General features: G+C 68.0%; 16 protein-coding genes and 1 tRNA gene. 7 read left to right on the top strand and 10 right to left on the bottom strand.

Annotated elements, in window-relative coordinates:
• Positions 1-115: 115 nt before the first annotated feature.
• Positions 116-1,474 (bottom strand): MFS transporter, encoded by a 1,359-nt coding sequence (locus WA670_RS06220; RefSeq protein WP_134663774.1) that lies wholly within the window; start codon positions 1,472-1,474, stop codon positions 116-118.
• 204 nt (positions 1,475-1,678) lie between these two features.
• On the opposite strand from WA670_RS06220, the gene WA670_RS06215 reads away from it, so the two are divergent.
• The gene (locus WA670_RS06215) at positions 1,679-2,257 is read left to right on the top strand and encodes a PaaI family thioesterase (RefSeq protein WP_167754377.1); all 579 of its coding nucleotides are present in this window, start codon (positions 1,679-1,681) and stop codon (positions 2,255-2,257) included.
• Positions 2,258-2,741: 484 nt separating this feature from the next.
• Here WA670_RS06215 and WA670_RS06210 read toward each other — a convergent pair whose 3' ends face one another.
• The 8 genes from WA670_RS06210 to WA670_RS06175 form a co-directional block, all read right to left on the bottom strand.
• The gene (locus WA670_RS06210) at positions 2,742-5,207 is read right to left on the bottom strand and encodes a tetratricopeptide repeat protein (protein WP_134732662.1); all 2,466 of its coding nucleotides are present in this window, start codon (positions 5,205-5,207) and stop codon (positions 2,742-2,744) included.
• A 696-nt stretch (positions 5,208-5,903) separates the two neighbouring features.
• The gene (locus tag WA670_RS06205) at positions 5,904-6,839 is read right to left on the bottom strand and encodes a glutamate ABC transporter substrate-binding protein (RefSeq protein WP_037807716.1); all 936 of its coding nucleotides are present in this window, start codon (positions 6,837-6,839) and stop codon (positions 5,904-5,906) included.
• Between the two features lie 29 nt (positions 6,840-6,868).
• Complete coding sequence (locus WA670_RS06200; protein WP_336157117.1) at positions 6,869-8,257, bottom strand: hypothetical protein; 1,389 nt, start codon at positions 8,255-8,257, stop codon at positions 6,869-6,871.
• 91 nt (positions 8,258-8,348) lie between these two features.
• The gene (locus WA670_RS06195; protein ID WP_134663775.1) at positions 8,349-9,404 is read right to left on the bottom strand and encodes an ATP-NAD kinase family protein; all 1,056 of its coding nucleotides are present in this window, start codon (positions 9,402-9,404) and stop codon (positions 8,349-8,351) included.
• A 142-nt stretch (positions 9,405-9,546) separates the two neighbouring features.
• On the bottom strand, positions 9,547-9,768 hold the full coding sequence (locus WA670_RS06190) for a heavy-metal-associated domain-containing protein (protein WP_238603509.1): 222 nt from the start codon (positions 9,766-9,768) through the stop codon (positions 9,547-9,549).
• 182 nt (positions 9,769-9,950) lie between these two features.
• Positions 9,951-10,154: a cold-shock protein gene (locus tag WA670_RS06185; RefSeq protein WP_009071749.1), complete on the bottom strand. Its 204-nt coding sequence runs from the start codon at positions 10,152-10,154 to the stop codon at positions 9,951-9,953.
• Positions 10,155-10,365: 211 nt separating this feature from the next.
• The gene (locus tag WA670_RS06180) at positions 10,366-10,707 is read right to left on the bottom strand and encodes a hypothetical protein (RefSeq protein WP_037807433.1); all 342 of its coding nucleotides are present in this window, start codon (positions 10,705-10,707) and stop codon (positions 10,366-10,368) included.
• 230 nt (positions 10,708-10,937) lie between these two features.
• Positions 10,938-12,581 carry a thiamine pyrophosphate-binding protein gene (locus WA670_RS06175; protein WP_238603510.1) on the bottom strand — a complete coding sequence of 548 codons (1,644 nt, stop codon included), beginning with the start codon at positions 12,579-12,581 and terminating at the stop codon, positions 10,938-10,940.
• Between the two features lie 124 nt (positions 12,582-12,705).
• On the opposite strand from WA670_RS06175, the gene WA670_RS06170 reads away from it, so the two are divergent.
• Together WA670_RS06170 and WA670_RS06165 are read left to right on the top strand one after the other, a co-directional pair.
• On the top strand, positions 12,706-13,986 hold the full coding sequence (locus WA670_RS06170; protein WP_336157116.1) for a hydroxyacid-oxoacid transhydrogenase: 1,281 nt from the start codon (positions 12,706-12,708) through the stop codon (positions 13,984-13,986).
• Positions 13,980-14,384, top strand: coding sequence for an acyl-CoA thioesterase (locus tag WA670_RS06165; protein WP_336157115.1), 405 nt, complete (start codon positions 13,980-13,982; stop codon positions 14,382-14,384). The genes WA670_RS06170 and WA670_RS06165 overlap by 7 nt, the downstream gene beginning before the upstream one ends.
• Here the strand turns inward: WA670_RS06165 and WA670_RS06160 are convergent, their stop codons facing one another.
• On the bottom strand, positions 14,385-15,338 hold the full coding sequence (locus WA670_RS06160; RefSeq protein ID WP_037807428.1) for a helix-turn-helix transcriptional regulator: 954 nt from the start codon (positions 15,336-15,338) through the stop codon (positions 14,385-14,387).
• Between the two features lie 45 nt (positions 15,339-15,383).
• Here WA670_RS06160 and WA670_RS06155 point away from each other — a divergent pair, with 45 nt between their 5' ends.
• From WA670_RS06155 to WA670_RS06140, 4 genes are all read left to right on the top strand, one after another.
• Positions 15,384-16,463 carry an epoxide hydrolase family protein gene (locus tag WA670_RS06155; RefSeq protein WP_336157114.1) on the top strand — a complete coding sequence of 360 codons (1,080 nt, stop codon included), beginning with the start codon at positions 15,384-15,386 and terminating at the stop codon, positions 16,461-16,463.
• Between the two features lie 61 nt (positions 16,464-16,524).
• Positions 16,525-16,597 (top strand) — tRNA-Lys (locus tag WA670_RS06150).
• Positions 16,598-16,796: 199 nt separating this feature from the next.
• Complete coding sequence (locus tag WA670_RS06145; protein WP_158714405.1) at positions 16,797-16,946, top strand: hypothetical protein; 150 nt, start codon at positions 16,797-16,799, stop codon at positions 16,944-16,946.
• A 286-nt stretch (positions 16,947-17,232) separates the two neighbouring features.
• Entirely contained in the window at positions 17,233-17,433 is a 201-nt protein-coding gene (locus tag WA670_RS06140; RefSeq protein WP_037807424.1) for a hypothetical protein, read from the top strand.
• Positions 17,434-17,436: the final 3 nt, after the last annotated feature.

The following is a 17,436-nucleotide window of genomic DNA, read 5'->3' as shown; positions in this document are numbered from 1 at the left end:
AGCTTGGGCCCGCAAGCGCTTCGCTCCGCAGGCGGTCGAGGCGACGCAGAACAGCTGACTTGGACGCGAAAACCGCCCTCTGTCCGCAATGGACGGAGGGCGGTTTTCGTTTCGCTTACTTGCTGGCGCCGGCGAGCTTGCCGCCGTGGTCCGCCGTGTCGATCTCCTCGATCGGCACGCGTGCCGTCTCCGGGATCTTGATGATCGGGACCAGCGCGATGAGCGCGGCGATGATCAAGTAGTACGCCGGCCAGTCCGCGTTGCCGGTGCTGCCGATCAACGCCGTGACGATCACGCCGCAGGTGCCGCCGAACAGCGACGTCGAGATGTTGTAGCCGATCGCGAACGAGCCGTACCGCACGCGCGTCGGGAACATCGCCGGGAACGTCGAGCCGATGACCGCCAGCATCAGCGCCAGCAGGATCGCCACGACCAGGAAGCCGACGATCAGCCACAGCAGGCTGCCGCTCTGCATCAGCTTGATGCTGGGCCAGCTCAGCACGATGAACCCGATGGCCGCGGTGAGCAGCAAGGGTTTCCGGCCGATCCGGTCGGACAGCGCGCCCAGCGGGATCAGCAGCGCGAACTGCACGATTTCCACCCCGATGATGATCAGGCTGGACTCGGTGTCGCCGATCTTCAAGGTGTCGGTGAAATACGTCGGCATCGTCGTGAGCAGCATGTAGTCGGCGATGTTCAGCAGCAGCACGATCCCGATCAGGTTCAGGATCATCCGCCAGTTGCGCTGGATGGTCTCCTTGAGCGGAGCCTTCTCCGACTTCTCGCCCGCCGCCTCGAGCCTGCGGAACTCAGGCGTGTCCTCGAGCTTCGACCGCAGGTACAGACCGATCGCACCGATCGGAAGCGCGATGAAGAACGGAATCCGCCAGCCCCACGAGTCGAACTGCTCGGTCGACAGCGACAGGTAAGTGATCAGCACGACCGAGTTGCCGAGCACGTAACCGGCGAGCGTGCCCATCTCAAGGAACGAACCGAAGAACCCGCGCCGTTTCGTCGGCGCGTATTCCGCGATGAACGTCGCCGCGCCGCCGTACTCGCCGCCGGTCGAGAAGCCCTGAATGAGGCGCAGCAGCAAGATCGCGATCGGCGCCGCGATGCCCATGCTGTAGCCGCCTGAGTACGTCGGCAGCACGCCGACCAGGAAGGTGCAGCCGGACATCAGCAGAATGGTGAGCGCGAGAACCTTCTGCCTGCCGAGCTTGTCCCCCAATGGGCCGAAGAACGCTCCGCCGAACGGTCGTACGATGAAGCCGACGGCCAGCAGGGCAAGCGATTTCAGCACCGCGTTGCCCTCGCCGGGGAAGAACAGTGTCCCGATACTCGTCGCGATCGCGCCCGAGGTGAATACGCCGTAGTCGTACCACTCGGTCGCATTACCCATCGCGGACGCGATCACCGCGCGTTTGACTGTTCTCTGATCGACCTCGGGTTTCCCCGTCTTTGGCTCACTCATCCCGGCGGTGACCTCCTCCTGCACACGTCCCGGTCCATCCGTTGGAGCACATTTCCCCAGTCTTGACCTGTTGAACCAAGCTGGCAGGGTGAGTCGCGAAATTTCTACCGTGCGGAATTTTCCGACTACCCTGCGCTCAGGAAATGCGCCCGCGCCGGTCAGGGCGGGTGCCGACGGGTCCTTCCGCCGGGTTAACGTCGTCCCATGAGTCCTGTTTCCGGCCCGTGGCCGCCGGTGCCGGTGGAGCCGCCGGAGATCCACCCGAAGGCCCCCGCCCCCGGCACCGAACTAGGCGCCCACTTCGCCGAATGCTTCGGCTGCGGCGACGAGGTAGACGACGGCCTGCACCTGCGCTCAGCCATCGGCGAGGGCTACACGGTGCACTCGAAGTTCACCGTGACGTCGGCCCATCAAGGCGCCCCCGGACTCGCCCACGGCGGCCTGCTGGCCTGCGCCTTCGACGAGGCACTCGGCTCGGCTGTCGGCAACCTGCTGCACCGCCCCGCGGTAACGGGAAAACTGGAGACGGACTTCCGCCGCCCAGTACCGGTCGGTTCGACGCTGTACATCAAGGCCCGCCTGGACGGAGTCGCAGGCCGCAAGATCTACGTCAGCGCAGACGGCCACCTGGACGCCACGGACGGCCCCATCGCGGTGAACGCCCGAGCAGTCTTCATCGCAGTGGGCTTCGAGCACTTCAGCACCCACGGCGACCCGCAGGCGTTGGAGAAGCTAGCCGAGCAGCACCGGCGCAACAAACGCGAGTGGGACATCAACCCCTGATCCAGCTGCTTTGCGCCCCTCCCGCGGTTCGTGAGGGCCACCCTCATTGACTCTGATTCCCTCAGGGTTCCCCTCACGACCAGCCGCCACCCGCCCGGGATGCCGCCCCAATGCGGCATTGGGTGCATCCCACGCACCGAACGCCACATTGGGTGCATGCCACGCACCCAATGCCACATTGGGGCGCTAACCCCCACCCAAACCGCAGCCGATGCACCCAACCATCGAGGCACTCAACCCCAACCCGCAGCCGATGCACCCAACGATCAAGGCACCCACCCCAAAAACCGCACCGATGCACCCGACGAGCGAGGCACCCAGCCCCTCCCCCAACCCCGATACGAAGCTCCCCTGCGGTCTGGGGGTGCTTGTCAAGGCATCTTTCCCGCCTTGACAAGCACCCCCAGACCGTCAGCACAATCAACCTTCGGGGTGCCCCACGCAACCAAGAGGCCAATGTCGCCGCCAGGCGACGAGCCGAAACTCAGGTAAGCGTCCGAGGCCGAATAGCATTAGCCCGATCCACCAACGCAATCCGATCACCAGCGTCATCCGTCAACCGAGCCAACGACCGATAACACCGCTCCAGCCCGAACCGGACGTCCCGCTCCTCCAGCTCACACCCGAGCACCTTCGCAGCAGTAACCGGCTTAGCCTGCCCAGGCACCTTCAGCCAGTCATAAGCCGCCTCAAGCACCTCGGCACTAAGCCGCGTATGCCGCTCAGCATCAAGATTCAACCGCTGCAACCGCCCGGAAGCGTCCACAAGATCGCCCTCGGTAACAGTCGGATGCTCCCCGGTACCCACACCTTGCGCCCGAGTCTTGATCTTGATAGCCGCGACCTGCGCATCCACATAATGCGTAGAAGTAGCCGGAACCCCTTCCAGCACCTCCACCGCACTCTCCCGCGCCCCCTGCGCCAAATACACCCGCGCAAGCCCGAACGCAGCACTCACATAAGTCCGGTCCGTCCGCCAAACCAGCTCATAGAACCGAGCGGCACCGAAGTAATCCCCCACGCCCTCAGCACTCACCGCCAACGCCAGCTTCGGCGCGATCTCCCCCGGCAGGTCGTCGTAAACGGCGTCAAACGCCACATGCGCGACCCGCGGCCGACCACCGGCCAGCTCGATCAACCCGCGGTACCAGTCAATCCGCCAGTCGTGCGGGAACCCGTGCCGAATAGCCAAATACTGCGCGGCCTGCAACTGCCGCTGCGCCTCCACGAACTCGCCCAGCTCGATCCGGGCACGCACAATCCGCAACCGCACCTCGATCGACTCGCGCGGCGCGGTAGCCAGCGCCTCGATCGCCTCGTGCGGGTCCAGCGCGGTCGTCGTAGCCAGCACACCCGCAGCCGGGTCATCCGTGTCGACCTGCGGAATCGGCAGCCCGGCAACGACCTCGGCCGCGTCCGGCAACGGCACCCGCTCGCCCTGCTCGGGCACCACGAGATGGACACCGAACGTCCGGCTCTCCGGCCCGAACACCGTCGACGCGGCGGGCCGCGGCTGACCGGTGCCGAGCGCCATGATCTCGCGCAGGACCCCGGTCAGCTGGTCGGCCATGTCGTCAGCGGCGATGAACCGGCGGTCCGGATCAGCGTGCGTGGCCCGTTTCAGGAACCGGTAGTACGACCCGAAAAGCGCGAACAACGGCACCGCGTCCGGCCCGGGCAGCGTGTTCTTGAACTCGCGGGTGTAGCCGGCGAATTCGAAGCTCAGCACGGCGAGCGTCCGGCCGACCGTGTACAGGTCCGAGGACACCGACGCGCCCTGTGACGCCAGCTCGGGCGCGCTGTAACCGGTGGTGAAGAACAGCGGGCTCTCGTAGTCGTCGATCCGCCGCACCGCGCCGAGGTCGATCAGCTTGAGCTGCTCGCGGGTCTGGATGACGTTGTCCGGCTTGAGGTCGCAGTACAGCAGCCCCTGGCCGTGCAGATAGCCGAGCGCGGGCAGGATCTCCAGGCCGTACGCGATGACCTGGCCGATCGGCAGCGGCTCCGGCCGGTTGCTTTCCCGGTGGTGCTGCAGCGCGAGCTGGCGCAGCGACTGGCCGCCGACGTACTCCATGACGATGTAGCCGACGGTGTTGCCGGTCTGCGCGTCCGGATGCTGCACGAAGTTGTGGATCTTGACGATGTTCGGGTGCTCGACCTCGGCGAGGAACCGCTGCTCGTTCGCCGCGGCGGCCATCGCGGTGGAGTCGCCGGTGTCGATCAGGCCCTTCAGCACGACCCAGCGGTCGGACACGTTGTGGTCCTTGGCCAGGTAGATCCAGCCGAGACCGCCGTAGGCGAGCGCGCCGAGCACCTCGTACTGGCCGCCGACGACCTCGTGCGCCTTCAGCTTCGCGATGAACGAGAACGGCGTGCCGCACTTCTCGCAGGTGCCCTCGGGCTCGCCCGGCTGACCGTCCTTGCCGCGGCCGACCTTCGCGCTGCAGTTGCCGCAGAACCGCTTGTCCTCGGCCACGACCGGGTTGGCCAGCACCGCGGTCGACGGATCGCGGTACGGCACCGGAGGCACGTCGATGAGCCCCGCGCCGAGCCGTCCGCGCCGGGAGCGGCGGGTGCCGCGCGAGCCAGTGCGCCGGGAGGTGCCGGGGAACGAACCCGTGCCAGTACCGGTGCCAGTGCCTTGCGAGCCCTGTGAACCGTGGGTGCCGGTGCCGTGGCCTTCGCTGCCGCCCGACGGCAGGACACTGTCCGTGCCGTGGTCGGGCAGCGGGCCGCCGTCTGCGGGAGCAACCCGCGGGGTCGGCGGCATGATGCTCTGGGTGTGCGGCGTCGGGCTGGCGAGCACGCTGGTCGGCATCGGCGCGGCCGGGTCGACGGGGGCGACCGGCTGGTTCGACTGCGGCAGGATCACCGGCGCGAGGTCGCCCGGCGGACGCGTGGGGGCGTCGCCGCCGTCAGCCGGGGGCTTGCCCTGCGCCGCGGCACCCATCGGGATCGGGCCGGAGTTCGGTCCGGTGGCGCGGTTCTCCGGCGGACGCGACGGGCGGTTCCCCTGCGCTTGCTGCGGATGGTTCGGCGGGGCCGGTCGCTGTCCGGTGCGCGACTGCGGCGGATAGGGCTGCCCCTGCGACGGCGGCGCGGGCTGTCCCGGGTACGGCTGGCCTTGCGACGGCGGCTGCCCCTGCGGACGGCCCTGCGGCGGCATCGGCTGGCCCCCGCGCGGAGCCGGACGGCCCTGCGTCCGCGGCTGCTGCCCGGCCTGCCCCGGCTGCGCCTGTCCCGGCTGAGCGGGCTGACCCGGCTGAGCGGCCTGGCCCGACGGCGCGGCCTGACCCGGCTGACCTTGCGGACCGCCTCGCTGAGCCGACTGAGCCTGCTGCCCGCCCTGCGGACGCTGCACCGGTGCGTTGATCAACGTCTCCGCGTCCGGATCGGCCTGAGGGTTCAGCCGCCCGGACACCGACGGTTCCGGGGTGTCCCAGCGCACGGGCGGCGGCGGGGTCCACGAAGCGTCGGCCGCCTCGCCCCGCCCGGACGGCTGGTCCGCGGCCTTCGCCTCGTCGCCGTCCCCCTCCGGTGCTGCGTGCCGAGGACGGCGCGCCTCCTCCGACACAACTACCTCCCGAGCTCCCCGCGGCAAACCTGCCGCTCAAAAAGTACAACTCACGCAGCGCGACTGGCCAGGTCACCCGTACTGCGGGGACGGCGGGTTCGCCGGCCCCAGCCGGGCGCCGACCCAGTTCTGGTAACTGCTCGCCCAAGTGCCGTCGCCGCGGATCTTGTCCAGCACCGCGTTCACGAAGCGGACCAGGTCCTCCTCGTCCTTCGGGACCCCGACGCCGTAATTCTCCTGTGTCATCGGATCGCCCGCGACCTTCACCGTCGGGTCCTGCGCGGCCATGCCCGCCAGGATCGTGTCGTCGGTGGACACCGCGTCGACCTGGCCCTGCTGCAGCATCACGAGGCAATCCGACCAGTTCGGCACCGACACCGCGACCGGTTTGGCCGGGTCGGTGGCGATCTTCGCGAGCGAGGTCGACTTCGCCGCCGCGCACACGCGTTTCCCGGCGAGGTCGGTCAGCGACTGCGCGTTGGACGACTTCGGCACCAGGATCTTCTGCCCGGCCACGTAGTACACCGACGAGAACTGCACCTGCTTCCGGCGGGCGCAGGTGATGCTGTAGGTCCGGACCACCACGTCGACCTGGTGTTCCTTGAGCACGTTCTCCCTCTGCGACGACGTGATCGCCCGGTACTGCACGTGGCCCTCGGAACTGCCGAAAATCGCCTTGGCGATCTCGTTGACCAGGTCGATGTCGAAGCCCTCGAGCTTGCCGGTCTTCGGATTCCGGAAGCCGAACAGGTAGGTCGTCTGGTCGACGCCCGCGATGAGCTTCCCGCGTTGTTTGATCTTCTGCAGGCTCGGCCCGGAGGTGTCCAGACCATTCGGCGCGAGGCTGGCCAGCGGGTTGCAGCTGGTGTCGGAATCGCCGCCGGCCGCGGCGTCCGGGCCGCCGACGCCCGCCGGGGCGGGCCAGGCCGCGTCAGTGACCGGCGCGGCCTCCATCGGCTGGACCGCCGTCCCGCAGGCGGCGGCGAGAACCGCGACCACCGCGAGCACGGCAGTCCGGACGAAGTGCCGCGACCGGATCACCGGTACTCCCTCAGTCTCTCTCGCACGCCGACTGTGATGCCGCCCGCCGCGAGCACCGCCAGCACCCCGACGCCTGCCGCGAGCGCGGTGAGCGCGTTGTCGCCGGATCTGGTGCTGTCGAGGAATTCCTGCCGGCAGACGTCGATCGCGGCCTGGAGGTTCGTGTCGAGCCGGGCGAACGCGGCGGCGGCGCTGTTCGGGCTCACGCTCGTCGCGAAGTCGACGGCTTCCTGGTACTGCCCGCCGTCGTCGAGGCGGCGGACCTGAAGGTGGGCCAGCGACCATTCGCGCGCGGCCTGTTCCGCCGCTTCGATCTTCTGCTCGCCCGCAGTGCCGGAGGCGAGGCCGCGCGCATCGCCGAGCAGGCCGCCCTTGCCGTCGGCTCCGACGAGCTTCTCGGCCAGCTTGATGAACTGCTGCTCGTACGCGCCGCCGTCGCCGCGCGCGACCAGCGTCAGGGTTTCATCCGCGCGGGCCTGCAGCGCGTAGATCCGGGCGCGAACCAGGATGTCGACCTGCGACGTGCCGTCGGTGCGCCCGGTCGCGACGAGACTGCCCTGCACGACGAGCGCGACCGCGCCCCACAGCAGCGACAGCACGATGCAGCCGGTGGCGACGAGCAGCCCGATGTTCAGCACCCTGTTCGTCCGCCGGGTCAGGTAGATCTGCGCGGCCACGAGCGCCGCGAGGAGCACGACGACCAGCGCGACCGCCACCCACGGCACGTCGCTGCTGCTGTCCTGCTCGTCGGTGAGCTTCTGCGTGTGCGCCTTGTAGAGCTCGTCCGCGGCGGGCAGGATCGTCGTGCGCATCAGCTGCGAGGCCTCGCGCAGGTACGAAGCGCCGGACGGGAAACCCTGCCGGTTGTTCGCGCGCGCGGTCTCGACGATCCCGGTGTAGACCGGGACCTTCTGGTTCAGGATGTCCACCTGGTGGGCGGCGGTGCCGACGTCAGTGGTGTCGGACGCCGCGCGGGCGAGCGCGGATCCCGCTTCGGCGATGTCCTGCTCGTACCGCTTCCGCAGCGCGGGCGGTTCGGTGCCGACGGAAAGAAAAGCGCTGGCCGCGGTCGCGTCCGCGTCCGACAGCGAGCGGAACACCTGCTGCGCGGCCGCCGCGAGAGGTTCGCGGTGGTCGATCAGGCCGTTGATGGTGTTGTCCTTGTCCTTCACCGACAACACGCCCACGAGCCCGGCCACCAGCGAAAGCAGCACCAGCGCGACCGCGATCAGCGAAAGCTTGCCGGGCGTGGTGGTCGTGGATCTGACGACCGCGCGCACCGCCTGCCCGGGCAGGTCCAGCAGCCCGGCGATTCCGCTGCGGCCCCGAAATTTCTCCGGTGGGGGCTCGGCAGTCGTTTCCGGCCGCGTCGCAGTGCTGCTCATCCCCGATCCTCCCCGTGTGCCACTCGCAGAAGGTAGCCGGTCGGGCGAGGCGCAGCGAACGACACCCGGAAGGTGTCACCTGCACGTGATCTCAGCCAGCGCACTGACCGCGGCTTCGGCCTTTCTCAACGGTTCCACTCGTAGCGGTACTGCGTAGCAACCCCTGGGTTGCCGCTTCAGCCATTGCCGCGCGTACGTCGACACACCACGGGCCGTCAGCGCGCAGTTCGACGTACGCTCCTTCGCCGTTTTTCAGTTCCAGTTCGCGTTCTCCGTCTACCGCGATAACGCCGCCACCTGCGGCAAGGTCCACGCGTACGCCGGGACGCAGCACTCCCCAGCCGCGTACGCCGACTGGACGCACCACGCCGGGTGCGATGGCGGCGTGCACCACGTACGCGGAACTGTCGACCGGACCAAGCTGCAGCGCCACACCGTCCGCACTGGAACGAGAGCTCGGACACAGCTGTCCGGCGATGCTCGACAGGCCAATGCCGTCCGGCTCGGCGAAGGTGCAGTACAGCTCAGTGAGCGCGGTCGGATCCCAGAGCGCCTTCGCGCCGACGTGTTTGTTCATCGAGACCGCGACGTCCACGAGCGCGATCTCGCGACGGTTCTTGGTGACGACCTCGAGCATGCTGACTCGCTGGGTGACGAGGTCGGCGTCGACCTGGCCGCTCGCGACCATCCCGGCGGCGAGCCCGGCCACAGTGGCTTCTCCGGCCTGCGGAAACGCGTTGTTGGTGCCAGTCGGCAGCGCGAGCAGGGGGACGTCGCCGCACGCCTTCGCAGCGACGCGGGCCGTGCCGTCGCCGCCGAGGCACACGATCACGCCCGCTCCGGCCTCGACCATCCGGCGCACCGCGTTGATGGTGTCCTGCGCGGTGCCGGTGAGGGTGTCCTCGTCGCAGAACTCCACGCGGGGCAGCGGCTCGCGGCCGAGGTCGCGCAGCACGGCGGCGGAGATACCGCTGAGGTCAGTGGACAGCAGAGCACGCTCGACGCCGGTCACCGCGAACGCCGACAGCAGCCGGCGCACCAGGTTGGCCTTTTCCTCAACCGGGACGGCCGACGCCTGCGTGACGAGTCTTCGGATGTCCTGACCGGACGCCGGGTTCGCCACGATCCCCGCAACGACTACCCCCATCGAGCACCCCTCAGTCCACTGCCGCCAGGGGACCAGCACACGCGTCCGGTCACGCGGAGGAAAGGGTTGCACGGACGTTGCATCGGCCGTGCCTCCACGCCGGCCAGAGCCTACCCTGGGTTCTCGCGTGGCTACCCGTCGTTCAAACGAGAGAAGCAAGCCCTTCGTAGGTGTATCCGGCTTCTTCGACCGCGGCGCGGACGGCGGTCTCGTCGAGGGCTTGGGCGCTGCGGACCGTCACGTGCCCGGTTTCGACGTCGACGGTCACGTTCTCGACCCCGGGCACCTCGGTCAGTTCCTCGGTGACCGACTGCGCGCAGTGGCCGCAGGACATGCCGGTGACGAGGTAGGTGTTTTCGCTCATGCCCGCGAGCCTACGAGCCTCCGGACAGCCCACGATCGGGTGATCCACAATGGCCGGTCCAGCATGCAAAGCCTTGTCCGGCAAGACAATCCGCATGGTGGGACGAGCGCGCGGCGGCAGAGACGAAAGAAGCCACCACCCCCGCAACCGGGAGTGGTGGCGACTTAGCGATTAGACGCAGGTCAGATCAGGCTGACCGACGTGGCCTGCGGGCCCTTCTGGCCCTGGCCGATCTCGAACTGCACGCGAGCGTTCTCCTCGAGGGTACGGAAACCGTTGCCCTGGATCTCGCTGTAGTGCACGAAGACGTCGCCGCCGCCGTTGTCGGGAGTGATGAAGCCGAACCCCTTCTCGGAGTTGAACCACTTCACGGTGCCCTCAGTCATCTAAACAATCTCCATACATAACACCAAAACAGGAAGCCGACCGACGTCCTGGGCCCAGACACGGGCGAGATGCGTTCCCCAGAGAGGAGGCCCACGCCCGCTGAGTTCTGCGAGCGTGCTTTACCACGAACACAAAAATCGAGACCAACTAAAGTAAAGCACAGCGGAGCGGGCGCGGACAAGCCGACTCACCCCAGTTCGCGAAGCCGGGTCACTCCCCGCTGGCGTGGCGGAGCGGCGCACCGAACGGCGAGCGCCAGTCAGCGCCCTGATCAGGCGCGACCACGGCTACGTCGTGGGCTTCCGCACTGGCGCTGAACAGCACCGGAACCACCCCGGACCGGGTCTGGGCAGGCACCTCGACGGCCTGGCCCTGTTCCGGCTCCTCGCGCACTACCGACACCAGCGCACCGGCCCGCGCGGACCGGGCCCGGCCGCGAGCCGTCGCCGCGGCGGTACGGGATTTCCCGTCCTTTTCGTCGGCCATGACGAACTCCCCTCGTTCCTTCCCCGCGGCAAGCGGGGCGATGACCGCGATGGTGCCATCCGGCACCGACAAAATCCGGCCGAAACCGGTTGTCCCCACCCCTGAAACGCGCCGAATGGCCGCGAACCGAGCCGGGGAACGTGTCCACCCGGGAATTTCCCCAACCGAACGCCGGCGAACCTCGCCGGGCGAACCGGGTCCGGATGCCGAACCCCGGGAACACCGTCAGGTTACCTGAGCCAACCCCCGCCAGCTACCGAACATTCCCGGCGTTTCCCTGTGTTCTCAGGAAGATTTCAGGTCCCGGAAGGACGCGGGGCTCCGAGAAGCGTGCTCAGCCGCACGTCGGGGGTCACGACGTCCGGGTCCGTCCGGACGTCGATGACGCACGGCCGCTGCCGGACGAGCGCGCTCGCGATGATCGGTTCGAGCCGCTCGCGATCGTCCACCGTGTACCCGGCCGCGCCGAGCCCGCGCGCCCACGACGCGAAGTCAGTCAGCGGGATGGTCACTCCGGACAGCCGTCCGTGCGTACGCGCCTGATGCATCGCGAGGGGACCGTGCAAGCCGTTCTGGAACACGACCACCATCACTGGCGCGCGGTAGCGCACAGCGGTCTCGATCTCTTGCCCTGTCATGAGCGTGCCCGCGTCGCCGACCATCGCGACCACAGCGCGTCGCGGTTCGGCGAGCTTGGCCGCTACGGCCGCAGGCACCGCGTACCCCATCGCAGCGTTGCTCGGACCGAGCTGGCTGCGCGGAGCGGTGAAGCACCAATAGCGGTGCATGAACTGCGCGAAGTTGCCCGCGTCACTGGTGACGATGGTGTCCTCGGGCGCGAGCTTTCGCAGCGCGCGCACCACGTCCACCGGGTGTACGCGCGTGTTGTTGCTTGTGTTCGGGGGTGTCATGAAGGTGTGTACGGCAGCGTTCGCGGCCGACGCTCTGCGCGTACGCGGCGAAGCGATCGCGCGCAGCTCCTTCAGGAACGGCTCGACCTCAGTGTCCACACGGAACGTCAGGCCGCGACGGCGCTGCTCGTCGATGCCAGTGCCGACAAGGACAAGCGTCTGCTGCGGAGTCGGATAGCGGAAGCCCTGCGTCGTGACTTCGTCGAGTTGGGTGCCGAGCGCGAGCACGAGGTCGGCTCGTTCGAGCGCGTCGAGCTGACGCGCGGGGATGCCGAGGCCGAGGTGCCCGGCGTAGCGCGCGTGGTTCTCCGGGAACGCGTCCTGGCGGCGGAAAGCGTTGTACACCGGCAGCGCCAGCTCGTCGGCTACCGCGATCAGCTCGTCCCGTGCGGACCGTGCCCGCCCGCCGACGATGACCACCGGATAGCGCGCTTCGTCCACCAGCCCGGCTACCGCTTCCGCCGAACGGCCCAGCGTTCCGGTGGCAGGCGGGCGCACCTTCGCCACCGGTTTGGCCGAGTCGTACGGGACGCCCCACGCGTCGCTCGGCACGCCGATCACGACCGGGCCCGGCCGTCCTTCGCGGCACCGCGCGAGACCTTCGGCGAGCAGATGCGGCACGTCGTCGGGATCGTCCGCGCGGACGCACCATTTGGCGATCGATTCGAACATCCCGGTCGAATCGGACGTCGGCACCTCGCCGGTGAGCACCGGGTCGAGCGCGGGGGTTTCGAGCAGCACCACCATCGGCGTCTCGTCCTGATACGCCGTCTGCACGCCCATGACCAGCGCGGCGGCGCTCGGACCGCGGCTCGCGAGCAGCACGGCGGGGCGTTCGGTGAGCTTGCCCTCGGCCTCGGCCATGAACGCGGCGCCCGAATCGTGGCGGGCCGAAACGAGCGTGACATCGCGCTCGCGGCGCAGCGCGTCGAGCAATTCCAGGAACGACTCGCCGACGACCGCGTACACCCGGCGGACCCGGGCCTCGTTCAAGACGCGTACGGCCGTTTGCGCGACGGTGGTTCCCACTTGGTATCTAATGAGGAGAGCTTAGGGCGGCACCGTGAACCGGCGTCAAGTGATCTTGAACAACTCGCCGCGGGATTGTGCCAATTGCCGGATCGGGCTGCCCACCAGTTGGGAGGACGCCGTCGTGACATCCGCCGAACATGAGACTGTTTTCACTTATGGGGCTCCGGCGCTCAAATACGGAACCGGCTCGAGCGACGAGATCGGATACGATCTTGCCCAGTTCGGTGCCCGGCGCGTCCTGGTGGTGACCGACCCGGTCGTCGCGGCGACCGGCTGGCCGGAGCGGATCGCCGAGGGCATCCGCGGCTACGGGATCGCGGCCGAAACCTTCGACGGCGTGCACGTCGAGCCCACGGACGTCAGCATGCAGAAGGCGGTGGACTTCGCGCGCGGCACCGGCCCGTACGACGCGTTCGTGGCGGTCGGCGGCGGGTCCAGCATCGACACCGCGAAGGCCGCCAACCTGCTGACCAGCAACGACGGCGAGCTGATGGACTACGTCAACGCGCCGGTCGGCGGCGGCCGCGCGCCGGCGAACCCGCTGAAACCGCTGGTCGCGGTGCCGACGACGACCGGAACCGGATCGGAAAGCACCACGGTGTGCGTGCTGGACGTGCTGTCGTTGCGGGTGAAGAGCGGGATCAGCCACCTGCGGCTGCGCCCGACGCTCGCGGTCGTGGACCCGCGGCTCACGGTCAGCCAGCCGGCCGGCGTCACCGCGGCGAGCGGGATGGACATCCTGTGCCACGCCGCGGAAAGCTACACCGCCAAGCCCTACACCGAGTTCGGTCGGAAGCGGCCCGAGGAACGGGTGCCCTACTGCGGGTCGAATCCGCTGGCGGACATGTTCGCGGAGAAGTCGCTGGAACTGCTGTCCTGGGCGCTGCCCGCCGCGGTCCGCGACGGCGAGGACATGTCCGCACGCGAGGCGATGGCGCTGGCCGCGACGTTCGCCGGGCTCGGCTTCGGCAACGCCGGCGTGCACATCCCGCACGCCAACGCGTATCCGATCGCCGGACAGGTCCGGGATTTCCACCCCGACGGCTATCCCGGCGAAGAAGCGATGGTGCCGCACGGCATGGCCGTCTCGCTCACCGCGCCCGCCGCGTTCCGGTTCACCTTCGAAGCGAACCCGGAGCGGCACCAGCGCGTCGCCCGGCTGCTGGCCCCGGATTTCGAATGGTCCGGTGACTTCGCCGACCACCTGCCCGCCGTACTGACCATGCTGATGCGCGAGATCGGCCTGCCCGCCGGAATCGGCGCGGTCGGCTATAGCGAGTCCGATGTGGACTCTCTGGTGGAGGGAACCTTGAAACAGCAGCGGCTGCTGGCCACCGCGCCGCGCACACCGTCCGAAAAGGACCTGGCGGGGATTCTGCGGGACTCGGTACGGCTGTGGTGAACTACCCGCATTGGCAGACGGTTCCGTTGCGCTGGAAGGACAACGACGCCTACGGCCATGTGAACAACGTCGTGCATTACTCGTTGATGGACACCGTCATCAACACCTGGCTGATCGAACGCGGCGGCCTCGACATCGAGTCCGGGCCGGTGATCGGGCTGTGCGTGGAATCGCGTTGTGCTTACCACGCCTCGGTTTCGTTCCCGGACACGCTGCGGATCGGCCTGCGGGTGGCGCACCTCGGGCGGTCGAGCGTGCGGTACGAGATCGGGATGTACACGGCGTCGGAAACCTTGGTGGCGGAAGGGCATTTCGTGCACGTGTTCGTGGATCGCGAGTCCCGGCGGCCGGTCGAGGTGACCGGGAAGCTGCGGGAATCGTTGGCGGAACTGGCTTGATCACCCCGGACTGACCGCACGCAACGCCCGGCCGCCGAGTTCGCGCAGGTGCTCCGCCAGCTCCGGCGGTTCGTGCACCTGGAACTCGCGGCCGAGGCTGGTCAGCCGGAACGCCAGCCACTCCAGCGTGTCGGCCGGGCTGACAACGCGGCAGGTGCGGTCGTCCACCGCGGTCACTTCGCTTGCCGCGCCCCAAATCCGCACCACTTCGTCGGCCGACGCGTGCACGGTGACCACCGCGCGATGCGTCGGGCGGGAGGTGTGCAGCTTCGTGGTCACATACTCCGCCGGGTTCTTGGCAGGAAGGTCTCTCGCGGTGAACCGGGTCCCGATGGCCTGCGGTTTCTCGATGCGATCGACGCGGAAGACCCGCCAGTCGTCGCGGTCACTGTCGAAAGCCAGGAGGTACCAGCGCCGGCCGGACGACACCAGATGATGCGGCTCGACCAGCCTTTTCGTCGCCTTGCCGTCGTTGGCGAGATAGCCGAACCGCAGCCGCTCGCGGTTGGCGATCGCCGTTGCCAGGACCGTGAGCGCTTCCGGATCCACCCGCGGCCCGTCGTTCAGCGGCAACGGCACCGTCGCCTTGCTCAGCACACTCACCCTGCGCCTTAATCGAGACGGCAAGACCCGCTCCAGCTTCGTGAGCGCCCGCACCGACGCCTCGTCGATCCCGGTCACCGCGTGCCCGGACGCCATCCGCAACCCGACCGCGATCGCGACCGCCTCCTCGTCGTCCAGCAGCAACGGCGGCATCGCACTGCCCGCGACCAGGCGATATCCGCCCTCCGCACCCATCGTCGCCTCGACCGGATACCCGAGCTCCCGCAGCCGCTCGATGTCCCGGCGAACCGTGCGCCCCTCGACGCCCAGCCGCTCCGCGAGCTCACTGCCCGGCCACTGCCTCGGTACCTGCAACAGGGACAGCAACTGCAACAACCGCGCCGCGCTCATGATCTAGGACCATACCTGCCCTATATGCTCTCTAACGTTCTTCTCATGACCATTCGCCCGTTCCGCATCGACATCTCCGACGCCGCCCTCGCCGACCTGCGTGCCCGGCTCACCCAAACCCGCTGGCCGTCCCCCTTGCCCGGCGACGGCTGGGCCCGCGGCGCCCCGGTCGACTGGCTGCGCGAGGTCGCGTCCTACTGGGCGACCGGCTACGACTGGCGCGCCCACGAGGCCCGGTTGAACGAATTCCCGCAGTTCCACACGGAGATCGACGGCGTCGACCTGCACTTCTTGCACGTCCCGTCCGCCGCACCGTCCGCCACGCCACTGCTGCTGACGCACGGCTGGCCGAACTCCTTCGTCGAGTTCGCGGACCTGATCGAGCACCTTTCGGACTTCCACGTCGTGGTCCCGTCCCTGCCCGGCTACGGCTTCTCGTCCGCCCCCGGCCCAGGCTGGGACGCCACTCGCGTGGCCCGCGCATGGGCCGAGTTGATGCGCCGCCTCGGCTACCGCGACTACGTCGTCCAAGGCGGCGATTACGGTGCCTATGTAGCCCCCGAAGTCGCCCGGGTCGGTCCGGTGCTGGGCGTCTACATCACCGCTGGCCTGGGGATTCCTACCGAAGCCGACCTGCCTGACCTGGATTCTTCGGAGCGCGCGGCGTTCACCGAGATGATGTCGCAGGACTGGATGAACGGCGTCGACCACCATGCCCTGCTGCGCGCCGCACCGCAGACGTTCGCTTACGGCTGGAACGATTCCCCCGTGGGTGCTTTGGCGTGGATGGCGCAGAAGTTCCACGAGTTCGGTGGTGGCGGCCGGGCACTGGACGAGATGCTGGACGGGTTCCTGACGAACCTGAGCGTGTACTGGTTCACGGAGACCTTCGGGACTTCGTCGTGGTCGTACTACTCGAGTACCGGGTTCGCCTGGCCGCGGGGCCAGAAGGACGCGCCGACCGGGGTGTACAGCGGAGTGCCGGGGATCCGTCGGCTGGCCTCGATGGAGTCTGAGATCGTCCACTGGCCTGATGACAATCCGGCTGGACACCACTTCATCGCGATGGACCAGCCGGAGGCTTACGCCGCAGACCTCGCTCGGTTCGTGGCGAAGATCCGCTAGGGGGCCTGGTGACACCAGGCCCCGGTGAGGGGCCGGGCGCTGCCCGCTAGACTGAGCGCGCGGGCCGTTAGCTCAATTGGTAGAGCTGCGGACTTTTAATCCGTAGGTTCTGGGTTCGAGCCCCAGGCGGCCCACTCAAACTTCCAGGTCAGCGGCCTGTCGGTCACCGCCGGTCAAGATCGGTTCCCCGGGTTACCCCCGGCTTTCGCCCGACTGGTTTATCTCGGCTCTCTGACGGCGAAGGCCGGAGCGCCTTGTAGGTTGTGGCGTGGGTCGCTTGGTGCTTGGGTCGGCGTCGGGAGGTGAGGGCTTGGGCTGGACTATGGGTGTTCGGTGGCCGAGTTTCGCAGCTACCTGGTCGGCAAGCTCTTGGCGGGCGTCACGTTCGGCGGGCCGGAGGTCAAGCAGCTTCCTGTAGGGCTGACCGAAATCCACGTTCGCGCTGTGACCATTTGTCGCAGCGTCTCGCTCAAGATCTATTAATCCTACTATGACGCCTTCTGGCCCGAAAGCACTTATGACCGCTTCGACTTCAGTCTGAGTGTCGAGTCCTGGAGGTTCAGAAACGGGCCGAGGTGGATCGGTGTCCATCATTGGCTTGATCATCTGTGCCCATGCTCCGATGCGCTCAGTCATAATGCGCAGTTTGGCGTAGGCGTCGGCAAGGCGTTCTTGTTCCCGAGCTTCCTCAGCTAACTGTCTCTCATGATCCGCCCGCTGCCCAGTGAGCCGGTCGGCATGGTCGCGGCCCTGCTTGGAACTACGCCAGGTGAAGTACATACCGGCGAGGCCGAGGAACCCAGAAGCCAAGCTTCTCGACATTCGCGCGAACTGGCCGGTCGTGCAGATCACGCATACTTTCCGCGTTGCTGACCGCTTCGACACAGAAGACGGCCTGACGGTTGAAACGGCGGACATGCTATTTTCAGCTGATCGCTACGAGCTTCTATATGCCATGGAAATCCGATAATGT

It is taken from the genome of Amycolatopsis sp. VC5-11 (genome assembly GCF_037034185.1).
Taxonomy (GTDB): Bacteria; Actinomycetota; Actinomycetes; order Mycobacteriales; family Pseudonocardiaceae; genus Amycolatopsis; species Amycolatopsis nivea.
This window is presented reverse-complemented; position numbering and strand designations above follow the sequence as displayed.

Excerpts from the sequence above, each read along its gene's own strand:
- WA670_RS06210 (WP_134732662.1), bottom strand. The coding sequence starts at position 5,207 with ATGGGTGCCGCGGCGCAGGGCAAGCCCCCGGCTGACGGCGGCGACGCC.
- WA670_RS06160 (WP_037807428.1), bottom strand. The coding sequence starts at position 15,338 with ATGAGCGCGGCGCGGTTGTTGCAGTTGCTGTCCCTGTTGCAGGTACCG.
- WA670_RS06190 (WP_238603509.1), bottom strand. The coding sequence starts at position 9,768 with ATGAGCGAAAACACCTACCTCGTCACCGGCATGTCCTGCGGCCACTGC.
- WA670_RS06220 (WP_134663774.1), bottom strand. The coding sequence starts at position 1,474 with ATGAGTGAGCCAAAGACGGGGAAACCCGAGGTCGATCAGAGAACAGTC.
- WA670_RS06200 (WP_336157117.1), bottom strand. The coding sequence starts at position 8,257 with ATGAGCAGCACTGCGACGCGGCCGGAAACGACTGCCGAGCCCCCACCG.
- WA670_RS06185 (WP_009071749.1), bottom strand. The coding sequence starts at position 10,154 with ATGACTGAGGGCACCGTGAAGTGGTTCAACTCCGAGAAGGGGTTCGGC.
- WA670_RS06215 (WP_167754377.1), top strand. The coding sequence starts at position 1,679 with ATGAGTCCTGTTTCCGGCCCGTGGCCGCCGGTGCCGGTGGAGCCGCCG.
- WA670_RS06195 (WP_134663775.1), bottom strand. The coding sequence starts at position 9,404 with ATGGGGGTAGTCGTTGCGGGGATCGTGGCGAACCCGGCGTCCGGTCAG.
- WA670_RS06155 (WP_336157114.1), top strand. The coding sequence starts at position 15,384 with ATGACCATTCGCCCGTTCCGCATCGACATCTCCGACGCCGCCCTCGCC.